General features: G+C 38.4%; 12 protein-coding genes and 1 tRNA gene. 10 read left to right on the forward strand and 3 right to left on the reverse strand.

The genetic code is table 11. The features are described from left to right. The first annotated feature begins 87 nt into the window (after positions 1–87). The 7 genes from dgt to GTH24_RS04115 all read left to right on the forward strand — a co-directional run bounded on the left by dgt (position 88) and on the right by GTH24_RS04115 (position 11,721). The gene (gene dgt, locus GTH24_RS04080; RefSeq protein ID WP_072070737.1) at positions 88–1,596 is read left to right on the forward strand and encodes a dGTPase; all 1,509 of its coding nucleotides are present in this window, start codon (positions 88–90) and stop codon (positions 1,594–1,596) included. Between the two features lie 391 nt (positions 1,597–1,987). Further along, positions 1,988–3,313 carry a 23S rRNA (uracil(1939)-C(5))-methyltransferase RlmD gene (gene rlmD / locus GTH24_RS04085; RefSeq protein ID WP_164525988.1) on the forward strand — a complete coding sequence of 442 codons (1,326 nt, stop codon included), beginning with the start codon at positions 1,988–1,990 and terminating at the stop codon, positions 3,311–3,313. A gap of 55 nt (positions 3,314–3,368) precedes the next feature. Next, complete coding sequence (relA, locus tag GTH24_RS04090) at positions 3,369–5,606, forward strand: GTP diphosphokinase (RefSeq protein ID WP_072070735.1); 2,238 nt, start codon at positions 3,369–3,371, stop codon at positions 5,604–5,606. A 102-nt stretch (positions 5,607–5,708) separates the two neighbouring features. Continuing rightward, positions 5,709–6,506 carry a nucleoside triphosphate pyrophosphohydrolase gene (gene mazG / locus GTH24_RS04095; protein ID WP_164525989.1) on the forward strand — a complete coding sequence of 266 codons (798 nt, stop codon included), beginning with the start codon at positions 5,709–5,711 and terminating at the stop codon, positions 6,504–6,506. Between the two features lie 510 nt (positions 6,507–7,016). Further along, positions 7,017–8,654, forward strand: a complete 1,638-nt coding sequence (pyrG, locus tag GTH24_RS04105; RefSeq protein ID WP_072070733.1) for a glutamine hydrolyzing CTP synthase — start codon at positions 7,017–7,019, stop codon at positions 8,652–8,654. Positions 8,655–8,716: 62 nt separating this feature from the next. Then, positions 8,717–10,018, forward strand: coding sequence for a phosphopyruvate hydratase (gene eno / locus GTH24_RS04110; protein WP_072070732.1), 1,302 nt, complete (start codon positions 8,717–8,719; stop codon positions 10,016–10,018). Positions 10,019–10,338: 320 nt separating this feature from the next. Beyond that, positions 10,339–11,721 carry an SLC13 family permease gene (locus GTH24_RS04115; RefSeq protein WP_072070731.1) on the forward strand — a complete coding sequence of 461 codons (1,383 nt, stop codon included), beginning with the start codon at positions 10,339–10,341 and terminating at the stop codon, positions 11,719–11,721. A 234-nt stretch (positions 11,722–11,955) separates the two neighbouring features. Here GTH24_RS04115 and mltD read toward each other — a convergent pair whose 3' ends face one another. After that, positions 11,956–13,290, reverse strand: coding sequence for a murein transglycosylase D (gene mltD, locus GTH24_RS04120; protein WP_072070730.1), 1,335 nt, complete (start codon positions 13,288–13,290; stop codon positions 11,956–11,958). 75 nt (positions 13,291–13,365) lie between these two features. Next, complete coding sequence (gloB, locus tag GTH24_RS04125; RefSeq protein ID WP_072070729.1) at positions 13,366–14,121, reverse strand: hydroxyacylglutathione hydrolase; 756 nt, start codon at positions 14,119–14,121, stop codon at positions 13,366–13,368. Between the two features lie 38 nt (positions 14,122–14,159). Here gloB and GTH24_RS04130 point away from each other — a divergent pair, with 38 nt between their 5' ends. Continuing rightward, positions 14,160–14,876 carry a methyltransferase domain-containing protein gene (locus GTH24_RS04130; RefSeq protein WP_072070728.1) on the forward strand — a complete coding sequence of 239 codons (717 nt, stop codon included), beginning with the start codon at positions 14,160–14,162 and terminating at the stop codon, positions 14,874–14,876. Positions 14,877–14,882: 6 nt separating this feature from the next. On the opposite strand, the gene rnhA is transcribed toward GTH24_RS04130, so the two are convergent. Next, a complete protein-coding gene (gene rnhA / locus GTH24_RS04135) occupies positions 14,883–15,368 on the reverse strand; it encodes a ribonuclease HI (protein ID WP_036932708.1) in 486 nt (161 codons plus the stop codon). 65 nt (positions 15,369–15,433) lie between these two features. Between rnhA and dnaQ the strand changes: the two genes are divergently transcribed. Both dnaQ and GTH24_RS04145 read left to right on the forward strand, forming a co-directional pair. Then, a complete protein-coding gene (gene dnaQ, locus GTH24_RS04140; RefSeq protein WP_072070727.1) occupies positions 15,434–16,186 on the forward strand; it encodes a DNA polymerase III subunit epsilon in 753 nt (250 codons plus the stop codon). Between the two features lie 123 nt (positions 16,187–16,309). Continuing rightward, positions 16,310–16,386: transfer RNA gene (locus tag GTH24_RS04145), tRNA-Asp, on the forward strand. Positions 16,387–16,487 lie beyond the last annotated feature (101 nt).

A 16,487-nucleotide genomic window follows, 5' to 3' on the forward strand; every position in this document is an offset into this window, starting at 1 on the left:
TAAATAGAGTTTAACATCTATCGGAAAAACACGATATAACACAAAGAATAGAGAATTCGTTTCATCGAAACCAGAAAGAGGACAGAAATGATCGATTTTAAGCTGAAGTTAAATTATCAACGCAAATATAACAGCAGTGATATCGATATTAACGATGAAATACAGGTTTCTCGTCAATTTGAAAGTGATCGCGGACGTATTATTAACTCAGCAGCTATTCGCCGTTTACAACAAAAAACGCAAGTCTTCCCTTTAGAGCAAAATTCCGCAGTCCGTAGCCGTCTTACTCACTCTCTTGAAGTTCAGCAAATTGGTCGTTATATCGCTAAACAAATCATCGGTGAATTAAAAAAGCAAAATAAGCTTGAAGCTTATGGCTTAATTGATCGCATTGATAGTCTTGAAAGTTTAATCGAGATGGCGTGCTTAATGCACGATATTGGTAATCCCCCCTTTGGACATTTTGGTGAAGCCGCAATTAAGCATTGGTTTGAAAAATTATTATCACCAGAGGCAACAGCCGAATTCGATAGTTGTCCGTTTATCCCAATGCAGTATTCAGCTAAAGTGCAATTAAATGAATTACGACAAACTTTACGCCAAGATTTATGCCAATTTGAAGGTAATGCTCAAGCTATTCGAATGGCGCATCATCTTCTTAAATTGAATTTAACCTATGCTCAAATTGGCTGTGTATTAAAATATACTCGTCCTGCTTATTGGCAAGGAGAAATTCCCAAAGAATATAGCTATTTAATGAAAAAACCGGGGTATTACTGGTCTGAATTAGCTTTCGTAAAAGAAGTACAAGAAAAATTAGATATGGGTGAATTTTGTCGCTTTCCTCTCACATATATTATGGAAGCTGCTGACGACATCTCGTATTGCATTGCGGATTTAGATGATGCGGTAGAAAAGGGGATTTTTGATATCAACCGTCTTGTTCACCTTTTACGGGATGCTTGGCGTGAAAATGGCGATGTAACTGAAGGTGATTTATTCGATATAACAGTTAATCGGGCTTATAAAAAAGTTGATCAAAATGAAGCCAAACGTAGTATGCAAGATCAGTTTTTTATGTATTTGAGAGTTTATATTACAGGGAAGTTAGTTCCTTATACGGCACATCGATTTATAAAAAATCTTCCTCAAGTTTATGAAGGAAGTTTTAACCATGCCCTATTGGAAGGGAATAGTGCAGAGCATCGTTTATTAACAACATTAAAAAGTGTCGCTAAAAAATGGGTGTTTAGCCATCCTGAAGTTGAAGAGCTTGAAATGAAAGGATATCGCGTGATCAGTGGATTACTCGATATCTATAAGCCCTTGCTTTTATTATCAACTGAAGATTTTGTAAGGTTGCATAAATATAACGAACATTCTAAATATGTCATTGAGACTCGTTTATATCATAAGCTTTCTGTTAAACATAAACTGGCTTATAACGAAATGTTAGAAAAGCTAGATGATATAAATACTGAAAGAGGAAAAATTTTAGAATTTTATTATCGCACAAGATTAATTCAAGATTATATCAGTGGAATGACCGATCATTATGCTTATGAAGAATATAGAAAATTAATGGTTTGTGATTGATTTGTAATCATTAAGAGAAATGCTATCTAATTGATTGATGACAATTTTTAGGCTTTTCTTAGTGATAAGGAAGATTTATTAAAACAACAAAAAATAGATGTTGTTAATTGTAAATATATTCAATATAAAAGTTATATATAATATTTGTTAGTTATAGAACAATATAAAATCCATAAGACGAGAGTCTTAGGTTGTTATCATTAAAAGTTTTCTCAATTTTTAATAAAAATATTGCTTATATCAGTTAAGTAAATAACTTGTTCGATGTTATACTCCTCCCATGTTTTCTTTTGAAATGCATAGTCATTCATGTAACGCTGAAAAACATACAGCGTATTCTAAAACGATGTCATTTCACTGTTAATCCATCATTGAAACTTAATTTAATACTATGGTGCAGTTTTATTCCCCTAAAAAACGTCCTGTGAAAAAACAGGTAGCAACGTTGGAAGTGACCGCCAGTGCATTGGATGCAAATGGTCAAGGTATTGCTCATGCTGAGGGCAAAACAATTTTTGTAAAAGGATTACTACCACAAGAAACTGCTCGAATTCGTTTAACAGAAGAAAAGCGCCAATTTGCTAAAGGCGAAGTTATTAAGCGCTTAACAACCAGTGAACAGCGTATAGCTCCTCATTGTGAATATTATGGGCGTTGTGGCGGTTGTCAGCAGCAACATGTACCAATTACATTGCAACGAACAACAAAAGCGAGTGTGTTATCACATCTTATTAAACGCGAAACCGGTGTGGTGATTTCAGCTGAGCCTGTGATTGCAGGCGCTGAATATGGTTATCGTCGTAGAGCAAGATTGGGATTACGCTATCAACCTGAAAAAGGTTTGATAATGGGCTTTCGTCAAGAGCGCTCTAATGACTTGGTCATGATAAAAACATGTCCAGTGTTAAAACCACAGCTAAATGATTTATTAACGCCTCTTTGGACATGCCTTAAAAAATTAACGTCAGTGCGTGATTTAGGGCATGTTGAAATGGTGCTTGCCGATAATGGACCATTGGTGATTTTACGTCATTTATCACCATTGCCTGAGCACGATAAACAAAGTTTGCGAGATTTCTCTCAAACTCATCAAGTTACGATATATCTTGCAGGTGATAATAGCGAGATAGCACGATTAACTTCAATTGAGAAGGAACCCTTCTATCTAATAGACGGTCTTAATTTACGCTTTGCACCCACTGATTTTATTCAAGTGAATGATGAAATAAATCCTAAGATGGTTGCTCAAGCCATTGAGTGGCTTGATTTATCGCCAGAAGATCGCGTGTTAGATCTGTTTTGTGGTATGGGAAATTTTACCTTACCTATCGCGAAACGAGTCAGTGATGTGGTGGGTATAGAAGGTGTGCCCGCACTGGTTGAAATGGCGAAACAGAATGCAAAACTAAACCAATTAGGTAATGCGCATTTTTGGCATGCAGATTTATCGGCTGATTTTTCTGCGATGTCGTGGTCGAAAGAAGGATTTAACAAAGTGTTGTTAGATCCAGCAAGAGCCGGTGCTTTGGAGGTAATGTCACATATTGTGAAGTTATCCGCAGAAAAAATCGTGTATGTCTCCTGTAATCCGACCACGTTAGCCAGAGATAGTAAGATATTATTAGATTCTGGATATCAGTTAACCGGTTTAAAAATGTTGGATATGTTTCCACAAACGGGTCATCTGGAATCAATGGCACTGTTTAGTCGAAAATAAACAGTTAGCCAGTAAATAAGTCGCAAATAAGATTTATACCGTGTAGGGAGAGAATATGGTTGCAGTAAGAAGTGCTCACTTAACACCTGCAGGAGAGTTTGCTGTTGATAAATGGGTCAACAGTTTGAACTTAACCCATGTCAATGCAGGTAGTGAAATCATGCAAACCTGGGAATACTGCCATCGTACTGTTCAAGGGCGTGAAGATGCCGAACTGTTATTGTGGCGTGGTGTTGAAATGGTTGAGCTTCTTTCGACACTAAGCATGGATAAAGACAGCATGAGGGCGGCGCTCCTTTTCCCGCTTGCTGAAGAAAATCTTATTGATCAGGAAATCGTTACTGAACATTTTGGTGATGCCATTTGGAGCTTAGTGCGCGGTGTTATGGAAATGGATGCCATACGCCAATTAAAAGCGACACATACCAATGAAACAAGTTCAGTTCAGGTGGATAATGTACGTCGTATGTTGTTATCCATGGTGGAAGATTTCCGTTGTGTAGTCATCAAACTTTCAGAGCGTATTGCTCATTTACGTGAAGTGAAAGATGCCACAGAAGATGAGCGCGTACTGGCTGCCAAAGAGTGTTTTAATATTTATGCACCATTAGCCAACCGATTGGGTATTGGTCAATTAAAATGGGAATTAGAAGATTTTTGTTTCCGTTATCTTCATCCTGATGAATATAAAAAAATAGCAAGCTTGCTTCATGAGCGTCGTATCGATCGCGAACAGTATATTGATAATTTTGTCAGTACCGTACGTGGTTATATGAAAGAAGAGAATGTCGATGTAGACATCTATGGACGTCCCAAACATATCTACAGTATTTGGCGTAAAATGAAGAAAAAGAACCTCGCATTTGATGAGTTATTCGATGTGAGGGCTGTTCGTATCGTCGTTGAACGTCTTCAAGACTGTTATGCCGCATTGGGAATTGTGCATACGCATTTTCGTCATTTACCTGATGAATTTGATGATTATGTTGCAAACCCAAAACCTAATGGTTACCAATCAATCCATACTGTTGTGTTAGGACCTGAAGGTAAAACAGTTGAAATCCAAATACGTACTCGTCAAATGCATGAAGATGCAGAATTGGGTGTTGCTGCGCACTGGAAATATAAAGAAGGTGCAACAGGTGCTGCGACGAAAGGCGGTACAGGTAGTTATGAAAACCGTATTGCATGGTTACGTAAACTGATTGCATGGCAAGAAGAGATGGCGGATTCTGGCGAAATGTTGGATGAAGTTCGTAGCCAAGTTTTTGATGATCGAGTGTATGTCTTTACACCAAAAGGTGATGTGGTTGATTTACCTACAGGCTCTACACCACTTGATTTTGCTTATCATATTCACAGTGATGTAGGGCACCGCTGTATTGGCGCGAAAATCGGCGGACGTATTGTGCCATTTAGCTATCAATTACAGATGGGCGACCAAATTGAAATCATCACACAAAAACATCCTAATCCAAGTCGCGATTGGTTAAATCCTAACTTAGGTTATGTCACTACAAGCCGTGGACGTGCGAAAATTCACAATTGGTTCCGTAAGCAAGATCGTGATAAAAATATCCTTGCGGGGCGTCAGATTTTAGATAACGAATTGGCACATATGGATATCAACATGAAAGAAGCAGAAAAACTGCTGATTACGCGTTATAACGTGCATAGTGTTGATGAAGTATTAGCTGGTATTGGCGTCGGTGATATCAGAATTAACCAGTTAGTGAACTTTATTCAAAGTAAATTAAATAAAGCCACTGCGGAAGATGAAGATAAAGAAGCGCTGAGAACACTCGAGAGCAAAACACCAGCACCAAGAACCACAGGCTCAGGGAGTAGTATTGTCGTTGAGGGGGTTGGTAATTTAATGCACCATATTGCTCGCTGTTGCCAACCTATTCCGGGTGACAATATTGTTGGTTTTATTACTAAAGGCCGAGGTATTTCGATTCACCGTGCTGACTGTGAACAACTTGCCGAGTTACTCTCTCATGCACCAGAACGTATTGTTGATGCGGTATGGGGGGAGAATTATTCCAGCGGTTATTCATTAGTCGTTCGTGTTGTCGCTAATGATCGTAGTGGATTATTACGTGATATTACAACTATCTTAGCGAATGAAAAAGTAAACGTACTTGGCGTGAGTAGCCGTAGTGATGTGAAGCAACAAATAGCGACCATTGACATGAATATTGAGATTTATAATCTCCAAGTATTAGGTCGTATTTTGGCAAAACTTAATCAGCTACCTGATGTGATAGAAGCGAAACGCTTTTCTCACTAAAACATTAAAATGATAAGATGCCGAGACAACTGTTCTCGGCATTTTTTTATCTAAAAAAGTGTTAAGCAGGATAAGGCTAACTCTTATTTAAAAGGCAATATGATGTCAGAAAATCGTGAAATCTTTCGTTTATTAGAAATTATGGCACAGCTACGTGATCCTGATACTGGGTGTGAATGGGATAAAGTGCAGACTTTTGACACTATCGCGCCTTATACATTAGAAGAAACGTATGAGGTGCTAGACGCTATTGCTCGCAAAGATTTTTCTGATTTAAAAGAAGAGTTAGGCGATTTGCTTTATCAAGTTGTGTTTTATTCACGAATGGCGCAAGAACAAAAACTATTTGATTTTAATGATGTTTGTGAAGCCATTAGTAATAAGTTAGAACGCCGTCATCCTCATATTTTTGCCTCTGAAAGCGAAAACAATTTATCAACAGAAAAACATCGCTGGGAAAAACTTAAAGCGCAAGAGCGTGAGGCAAAAGCACAATTTTCATTATTAGATGATATTCCTGTCACATTACCTGCTTTGATGAAAGCAGAAAAAATTCAAAAGCGATGTGCTTCTGTCGGATTTGATTGGAATGAACTTGAACCTGTTTTAGGTAAAGTATTTGAGGAAATTGATGAAGTGATGGCTGAAGTGAAAAAAACACCTCAAGATGCATCTAAAATTGAAGATGAATTGGGGGATTTACTATTTTCAGTTGTAAATTTATCTCGGCATTTAAAACAAAAACCAGAACAAGCCTTAAACCGAGCATGTCACAAATTTGAACAACGTTTTTGCTTTGTTGAAAAAATGCTCTCAGAAGAAGGCATAGGCATAGAAAATGCCTCATTGGAAGAGATGGAGATCTGCTGGCAGAAAGCCAAAATACAATTGATTGAGTGAATTGTGACTCGCAAATGGTTATTGGTGTGACATTAAATGCGATAAAAAGAATAGCAAAAGCCATTGTTTTTTATCTTGTTTTATAAAAAAATGAAAAAAACGAAATTATAAAAACTAATTTCGTTTTTTTGTTTTTAGGTGATTTAAAATATCGTCGTTTCATTTTCTTGCACTAAAATGTGATTGACCTCAAAAAAATTAAACGCATGATCAGAAGCAAAATATCGCGCTAGAAACCTGCTACACTTAATATCGTGAAAAAAATAAAGCATCTCTTCTGTAAAAGTGATATCTTAGCTGAAAGGATTAAGCTAAAATGCTTGAGAAATATTTTCACGGGTTTAGTTTATTGAATTTTTACTGTTTTTTCGTGTTTAAACGGATAAGTGGCGTGATGAAAAAGAACTTTATACTACTAAGAATGTTTGTAGCGAAAATAAGGTTCGGGTATACTGTGTTCCCGTCCAGTTATATCCATCATCCTAATACACCTAAACTTTCAGGTTCAGCATGAAAACGAATTATATTTTTGTGACCGGCGGGGTCGTATCCTCTCTGGGTAAAGGCATTGCCGCAGCCTCTCTGGCGGCTATACTCGAAGCCCGTGGACTCAATGTCACCATGATGAAGTTGGATCCGTATATCAACGTCGATCCAGGTACTATGAGCCCAATTCAGCACGGGGAAGTCTTCGTTACTGACGATGGTGCTGAAACTGATCTCGACTTAGGGCACTATGAGCGCTTCATTCGCACTAAAATGACTCGTCGTAATAACTTTACGACAGGTCGCGTATACTCTGAAGTATTACGTAAAGAGCGTCGTGGTGACTATCTTGGGGCTACAATTCAAGTTATTCCTCATATCACTAATGAAATCAAAGAACGCATCATCCGTGGTGGCGAAGGCCATGATGTCGTTTTAGTTGAAGTCGGCGGGACTGTTGGTGATATCGAATCTTTACCTTTCTTAGAAGCGATTCGCCAAATGGCGGCAGAAGTGGGCCGTGAGCACACATTCTACCTGCATTTAACATTGGTGCCTTACTTAGCCGCTTCAGGTGAAGTGAAAACCAAGCCAACACAGCACTCTGTAAAAGAATTACTGTCAATCGGCATTCAACCAGATGCGTTGATTTGCCGTTCAGACCGCGTTATTCCTGCTAATGAACGTGCAAAAATCGCACTGTTCTGTAATGTACCAGAGAAAGCGGTTATTTCATTAAAAGACGTCGATTCCATTTATAAAATCCCTGCACTATTGAAATCTCAGGGATTAGATGATTATATCTGTAAACGATTCAGCTTGGATTGCCCAGTTGCAAATCTTGCAGAGTGGGAACAAGTTATTTATGAAGAAGCTAATCCTGAAGGCGAAGTAACCATCGGTATGGTTGGTAAGTATGTTGAATTACCAGATGCCTATAAATCAGTGATTGAAGCATTAAAACATGGTGGTTTCAAAAGCCGTGTTACTGTAAATATCAAACTAATTGATTCACAAGACGTTGAAACCCGTGGCGTAGAAATGCTTAAAGGGTTAGATGCAATTTTAGTACCGGGTGGTTTTGGTGAACGTGGTATTGAGGGCAAGATTATGGCTGCTCAGTATGCGCGTGAAAATAAAATCCCTTACTTAGGCATTTGCTTAGGTATGCAGGTTGCTATGATTGAATTTGCACGTAATGTTGTTGGTATGGAAGGTGCGAACTCCACTGAATTTGCACCAGATTGTAAATATCCAGTTATCGCATTAATTACCGAATGGCGCGATGAAGACGGCAACATTGAAGTACGCTCAGATGATAGTGATTTAGGTGGCACGATGCGCCTCGGTGCTCAGCCTTGCCATTTAAGTGGTGATAGCTTAGTACGTACACTGTATGGAAAAAATACCATTACAGAACGCCATCGTCACCGTTATGAAGTAAATAATCTACTTTTAAAACGTATCGAAGATGCGGGTTTACGTATTGCAGGTCGTTCAGTAGATAACAAGCTGGTGGAAATTATTGAAAATCCAAATCATCCTTGGTTTGTTGCTTGTCAATTCCACCCAGAGTTTACCTCAACGCCGCGTGACGGCCATCCGTTATTTGCAGGCTTTGTGAAAGCAGCCTTTGATAACCAAAAAGGTTTGCTGAAATAGGATATATGAGAAGAGATAGGGTATCTCTTCTCGGAAATTTAACTTGTACAGAGGAAAACCGAATGTCCAAAATCGTTAAAGTACTTGGTCGTGAAATTATTGATTCTCGTGGCAACCCAACTGTTGAAGCTGAAGTTCACTTAGAAGGTGGTTTTGTTGGTATGGCGGCTGCTCCATCAGGCGCATCAACAGGTTCTCGTGAAGCATTAGAATTACGTGATGGTGATAAATCACGTTTCTTAGGTAAAGGTGTTCTGAAAGCGGTTTCAGCTGTTAATGGTCCGATCGCTAAAGCTATCCTTGGCCAAGATGCAAAAGACCAAGCTAACATCGATAAAATCATGATCGATTTAGACGGTACTGAAAACAAATCAAACTTTGGTGCAAACGCAATCCTAGCGGTTTCTTTAGCAAACGCAAAAGCAGCGGCTGCTGCAAAAGGTATGCCTTTGTATGAGCACATTTCTGATCTGAACGGTACTCACGGTCAATATTCTATGCCTCTGCCAATGATGAACATCATCAATGGTGGTGAGCACGCAGATAACAACGTTGATATCCAAGAATTCATGATCCAACCTGTTGGCGCGCCTTCACTGAAAGAAGCTGTACGTATGGGTTCAGAAATCTTCCATCACTTAGCAAAAGTGCTGAAAGCAAAAGGTATGAACACTGCAGTTGGTGACGAAGGTGGTTATGCACCAAACTTAGAATCTAACGCTGCTGCATTAGCTGCTATCAAAGAAGCAGTTGAGAAAGCAGGTTACGTTTTAGGTAAAGACGTTACTCTGGCTATGGACTGTGCAGCTTCTGAATTCTACAACAATGAAACAGGTAACTACGAACTGAAAGGCGAAGGCAAAACCTTCACTTCACAAGAGTTCACTCATTACTTAGAAGAACTGACTAAACAATACCCAATCGTTTCTATCGAAGATGGTTTAAACGAATCTGACTGGGATGGTTTCGCATACCAAACTAAAGTTCTTGGTGACAAAATCCAATTGGTTGGTGACGACCTGTTTGTAACTAACACTAAGATCCTGAAAGAAGGTATCGACAAAGGCATCGCTAACTCAATTCTGATCAAATTCAACCAAATTGGTTCACTGACAGAAACTTTAGCTGCAATCAAAATGGCGAAAGATGCAGGCTACACAGCTGTTATCTCTCACCGTTCTGGTGAAACTGAAGATGCAACTATCGCTGACTTAGCAGTGGGTACAGCAGCAGGCCAAATCAAAACAGGTTCTATGAGCCGTTCTGACCGTGTTGCTAAATATAACCAACTGATCCGCATCGAAGAAGCATTAGGCAACAAAGCGCCTTTCAACGGTTTGAAAGAAGTTAAAGGCCAAGCATAATCTTGCTTTTTGATTAAAAAATCTTATTAATCTAAAAGAGGAGAACCTTAAGTTCTCCTCTTTTTTTTGATTTTTTTTCAGAGAAAACAGAATATTTATTTTTAATACCTTTGAAAAAGTGTGATGCATAAGAGGAAATAGTGTTCAATTATTACTCTTTTATTAATAAATTGGTTAATTCTCGTGGATGAGATCCCAATTATTAGTTTTGCGCATTTTCAATGACGAGAAATGTTTTTATATTTCACATATAACCTATTTCGTTAACAATTATGGCTTAGTGAACCCAATGTTCATATCAGCTAATGTGGAGTATTATCATGGACGCGTCCAATTTAGCCCCATCGGCGAAGTCGAGCCCGATAAACAAACGAGGGTTAATCATTCTGGCAATCGATGTAGTTTTATTATTACTTTTGCTAGAGTTTTTACCTTATGATCCAAAGGCCAATGCAGGTTTAGCATTAATGGTGTTTGTGGGTGTGTTATGGCTGACAGAAGCTATTCACGTTACGATAACAGCATTATTTATACCTATTTTAGCCGTTGTACTTGGGCTAATGAATACCAATGAGTCATTAAAATCATTTGCGAACCCCATCATTTTCTTATTCTTCGGTGGTTTTGCGTTAGCGACGGCACTTCACATTCAAGGGCTAGACCGCTTAATTGCTAACCGTTTGTTGATGATTGCAAAAGGTAAACTTTCAATCGCCGTATTGCTGTTATTTGGTGTCACTGCATTGCTTTCTATGTGGATCAGTAACACCGCTACAGCTGCGATGATGTTGCCTTTAGTATTAGGTATTTTATCTAACTTAGATATTCGTTCAGAACGTAATACTTTCGTATTCGTATTATTAGGTGTTGCTTATAGTGCGAGTATCGGTGGTTTAGGTACGTTAGTGGGTAGTCCGCCAAATGCGATTGCTGCTGCCCAATTAAATTTAGATTTCATTACGTGGATGAAGTACGGTGTACCAATCATGTTGGTACTATTACCTATCATGTTTATCGTTATGTATCTGATGTTGCGTCCTAACTTAAAACATAAGTTTGACCTGAAATTAGAAGTATTAGAATGGAATAACAAACGTGTTATTACCATGATCATCTTCTTAATTACGGTATTATGCTGGATCTTCAGCTCTTTCATCAGCAGTGCTTTTGGAGGTGTAAAAGATTTAGATACTGTGATTGCGGTTAGTGCAGCAATTGTTATTGGTGTAACCGGTGTAGCAAGTTGGAGCCAAATTCAAGAGAACACAGAATGGGGCGTATTAATGCTGTTTGGTGGAGGTTTAACACTGAGCGCAATTTTACAATCATCTGGTGCAAGCTTGGTTATGGCCGACTTTATGAAAGACACCTTTGGTAATAGCCACTGGTTTGTCATCATCCTTGCAGTAACAACCTTTATCATCGTATTAACTGAATTTACCAGTAATACAGCGAGTGCGGCGTTATTAGTGCCAATCTTCGCAACAGTAGCTCAAGCATTAGGTATGCCAGTAATGGCGTTAACGATGATTATTGGTATCGGTGCATCTTGTGCGTTCATGTTACCTGTTGCAACCCCACCAAATGCGATTGTCTTTGGCTCCGGCTATATTAAACAGACCGAGATGGTGCGAGTAGGTGGTGTGCTGAACTTAGTGTGTATCTTAGTTATCTCTCTGTTTGCTTGGTTCTTCTGGTTGTAAGTCAATACGCTAAATTAACCTTGATGAGATAAAAATAGAGCGCTTGATAGTTATATCGGGCGCTTTTTTATTACCTTTTTCTTATCTGTCATTTGGATTGCTATCCTCGTTAGCATAGGGATTGCTCTAGAAAAAGGAGAGGTGATATGACTTTTATGGATTATAAAAAACCATCAATATTAAGACTAAAAATGTCATAACATTGATGGCTATTTAAAATAGAAAATAAATTAATTATTTTGTGTAAAGTGTAAGTTGTGTACCCGGCTTTAACATTTTAATGTCTGAGTTCCAACTCATTAATAATTTGAGGTTAATACCGTGACGACGAGCGATGCTGTAATAAGAATCTCCCTGCCGAACTTTGTAATAACTCGGAGACGGTTTTGTCGGTTTTGTTACCGGAGTATTACTGATACTGCCTGCATTATGAATTTTTAATGTTTGTCCTACTAATAGGGTGCTTTTTGCATTTAATCCATTAATACGTTGTAAATCTTTTATGCTCATATTGTAGCGACGAGCAATAGCGTAAAATGAATCTCCTGAGCGAACTTTATAAACACCTTCTTGCTTAATTGACTGATTTGTTTTGGCAACGGCTAAACGAATAGTCTCTAATACCGCTTCATCTTCAAAAGCGTTACGGAATTGATCAAGCTTATTACGAGGCAACATAATGACATGAGGGCCATTAGGCGCGGTTATTCCACGTTTATAGCCTGGGTTATAATCTTTCACAGTATTAATAGGTAGCTGACTTAATTCAGCAACTTTATTTAACGTGATTTGTTCACCGACATCAATGGAAGCTAATGCTTTATCACGATAATTACTTTTAGGAAAAGTAATGTTTTCTTCGTTTTCACGGATAACTTTACTTAAAGCGAGAATTTTAGGTACATAATTCATTGTTTCTTTAGGTAAAGAGAGTGACCAATAGTCTGTGGGTAGATTTTTACTTTCATTTGCCTTTATTGCTTGCATAACACGGCCTTCACCAGCGTTATAAGCAGCAAGGGCAAGTGCCCAATCACTATCAAACATTACATACAGGCGTTCAAGTAAATCAAGTGCAGCTTTGGTTGATGCCATGACATCACGACGACCGTCATACCATTGGTTTTGTGCCAAGCCATAGTAATTACCGGTTATTGGAACAAATTGCCATAAACCGGCTGCATTTGCAGAAGAGGTAACATGGGGATTAAACGCACTTTCAACCACAGGAACTAAAGCTAGTTCCATCGGTAATTCACGTTTTTCGATTTCATCAATAATCGAATACATATAAGGTTCAGCGCGAGAAGCAACGCTTTGTATATGTTTGGGATTATTTAAAAAATATAATTCTTGCTGCGAGATCCTTTCATTCTCAGGGAGGTCCATTTTTAATTCACTTATCACATAACCCCATAAATTGGTTTTTACATCATATTGATGTTGGTGAGAAGTTGAAGTCCCTTTCGTTGATATTGGCGTAGTCGCAGACAAATTAGGTTTAATGCTCTCAGATTGCTGGCAACCCGCCAATAGCAATATGGAGAGCAAAATCGCTTTTGTCTTCATAATAGAAAAATTCATCCTGTGTGTTTTTTGAACCAAATAATACTTAGTGTGCCAAAATAAAACAACTAATAGGTATTAAAAGTTGTCTTTTAATTCCCTTAATTTTGTAAATGTCTTAATTGGAGCATAAGTGTTAGTGGTTATACCTAAAATCCTTTGTAAATCAATATCGTCAGATTTCAAAAAAAGATTAATATTCTTTTCATTTTTCAGTGTTATTGGCACTGTAGGTTGTAATTTCTTACGCATTTCACTAACTTGGGCTAAATAATCGGTAATAAGCGCATTTTCTGGCATGATATGGTGTGCAAAGGTCATATTTGATAAGGTGTATTCATGAGCACAACAAATTAATGTGTTATCAGGTAATGCACTTAATCTTTGTAATGAACTAAACATTTGTTGTGCAGTACCTTCAAATAAACGACCACAACCTCCTGAGAACAGCGTATCGCCACAAAACAAATAAGGTTCGCAATAATAAGCTACATGGCCAAGAGTATGACCAGGGGTGCCAATTACGTAAAAAGAAAAAGAGCTGACAATAATATGCTCTTGGTTATGAATAATGTTTTCAGCACCTTTACTTTGTGTTTCTTGTGGGCCGAAAACGTTAATATTAGGATATTTTTTTACAAGTTCAGCAACACCACCCACATGATCATCATGATGATGGGTGAGCAAAATCGCGATAGGTGTAAGCGAACGCTGTAAGAGCATTTCTATAACAGGCTCGGCTTGTGAAGGATCAACAATCACACATTCACTATTTTCATTACTTAATAGCCAAATGTAGTTATCGGATAAAGCAGGAATTCTGATAAGCTCCATATAAGTTACCTTACTTATAAATTATAAAGGGTTAAACGATGAAAGCAGCACGTTCAGCAAAACCAATTATGATGCCAGATTCTTGGCGTGATATTCCCTGGGGGGAATATTATCGCATAGCTATCGAACTGCGTTTACAAAATTGGTGGCCGAAAATTTATGGCTTTCATTTATTGAAACTCGGCCAACTCAGTGCTGAACTGGATACCAAATTAAGTATCGTGTCACATCAAGTTAATGTGACATCTAATAAAATAAATGCAGATGTTATTGCCTCTTTAGATTATTTACCCTTTGAAAATAAATCGATTGATGTTTGCCTTATGGCACATGTACTGGATTATAGTGCAGATCCCCATTGGCTATTACGAGAAGCAGATCGCGTTTTAATTGATGATGGCTGGATTGTATTAACGAGCTTTAACCCTATTAGTTTATTAGGGCTTGGGAAATGCACGCCGATATTACGACAAAAACAGCCTTACTCTAGTCGTATGTTTTCACTTCGTCGCCAAATAGATTGGCTTAGTGTGTTAAATTATGAAGTGATGACACAACAGAATTTTCAGATTATGCCATTTTCAAGACCAATAAAACGTGATGGTAGCCGCTATCACATCGGTGGCTGTTTAAATTTAATCATTGCACGTAAAAGAACGCTTCCTTTAACACCCACAGCCATGAAATTTGCATTGCCACGCATGAGTGTAAAAGGTCGAGTTTTAGGGGCTACACGTAATCATCCAGAGCCATAATATTGACTAATCTGTGGTTTTATCTTTTTGGCTTTCGATATAACCTGTGTCTTCTTGAGTTGGTGCTTGTGCGGCTGCTTTTGCTAATTCGTCACAACGTTCATTTTCATCATGACCAGCATGGCCTTTCACCCAATGCCATTCAATTTCATGACGAGTAATAGCACTATCTAAGCGCTTCCATAAATCGACATTAAGCACAGGGCTTTTGTCTGCTTTACGCCATTGACGCTTTTTCCAGCTATGTATCCACTGTGTGATCCCCTGTCTGACATATTGGCTATCTGTTGTCAGTGTAATTTTACAAGGGAATTTTAATGTTTCTAATGCTACGATAGCGGCAAGAAGTTCCATTCGGTTATTGGTGGTCATAAAAAAACCTTCACTTAGGGTTTTTTCATGTTGTTGATAGCGTAAAATAGCGCCATAACCACCGGGACCTGGGTTGCCTAAGCATGAACCATCGGTGAATATTTCTACCTGCTTGTGCATAAAGGCGACTTATCCTTATTGATTAATACGAAAAACTAACCCTAAGTCTGACATAAAAACGGATTATGAGCACTCCAATCACACGACAAATTGTACTTGATACCGAAACTACCGGTATGAATAAGCTGGGCGTTCATTATGAAGGTCATAATATCATTGAAATTGGTGCCGTAGAGGTTATCAATCGTCGATTAACAGGGCGAAATTTTCATGTGTATGTTAAACCTGAAAGATTAGTCGATCCTGAAGCGTTTGAAGTTCACGGTATCAGTGATGAATTTTTAGAGGATTGCCCTTCTTTTGCTGATATTGCTGACGAGTTTTTAGAATATATTCGTGGTGCAGAGCTAATTATTCATAACGCATCGTTTGATATCGGCTTTATGGATTATGAGTTCAGAAAGCTTAATCGTGACATTCCGCCTACCGAAACGTTCTGCCAAATTACTGATAGCCTTGCAATGGCAAGGGCATTATTTCCCGGTAAGCGAAATAACCTTGATGCCTTATGTGATAGATACTTAATAGATAACTCTAAACGTACCCTTCACGGCGCGTTACTGGATGCTGAAATACTTTCTGATGTCTACTTGGCAATGACCGGTGGACAAACAGCATTAGCATTTTCAATGGAAGGCGAATCAAGTAACGAACAAGAGCAAAATGATATTCAACGTATTGAGCGTCCAGTTTCAGGATTAAGAGTAATAAGAGCAACCGCAGAAGAACTTGCTGAGCATGAGTCTCGATTAGATTTAGTTGAGAAAAAAGGTGGGCATTGTTTGTGGCGTCCTGCATCAAATGATGAGGCCGTTTGAATATAAAAAAAACAGAAATGGTTAACTGAGATTAAAAACTATCCAAATGCATCTTTTTGTTAGAAAAACAGTTGACGACAAGGCAAGAGATTCGTAATATTCACCTCGTCCGAAAGGATACGCGGAGCGGTAGTTCAGTTGGTTAGAATACCTGCCTGTCACGCAGGGGGTCGCGGGTTCGAGTCCCGTCCGTTCCGCCAACATTCCAAACCCCAGCATTTATGCTGGGGTTTTTGCATTTATAGCCTCAAATAATTTTCTCTCTCCATATTTTTCTAAGTTATTATTCCTTGCTTTCAAT

The organism is Proteus vulgaris (assembly GCF_011045815.1).
GTDB lineage: Bacteria > Pseudomonadota > Gammaproteobacteria > Enterobacterales > Enterobacteriaceae > Proteus > Proteus vulgaris_B.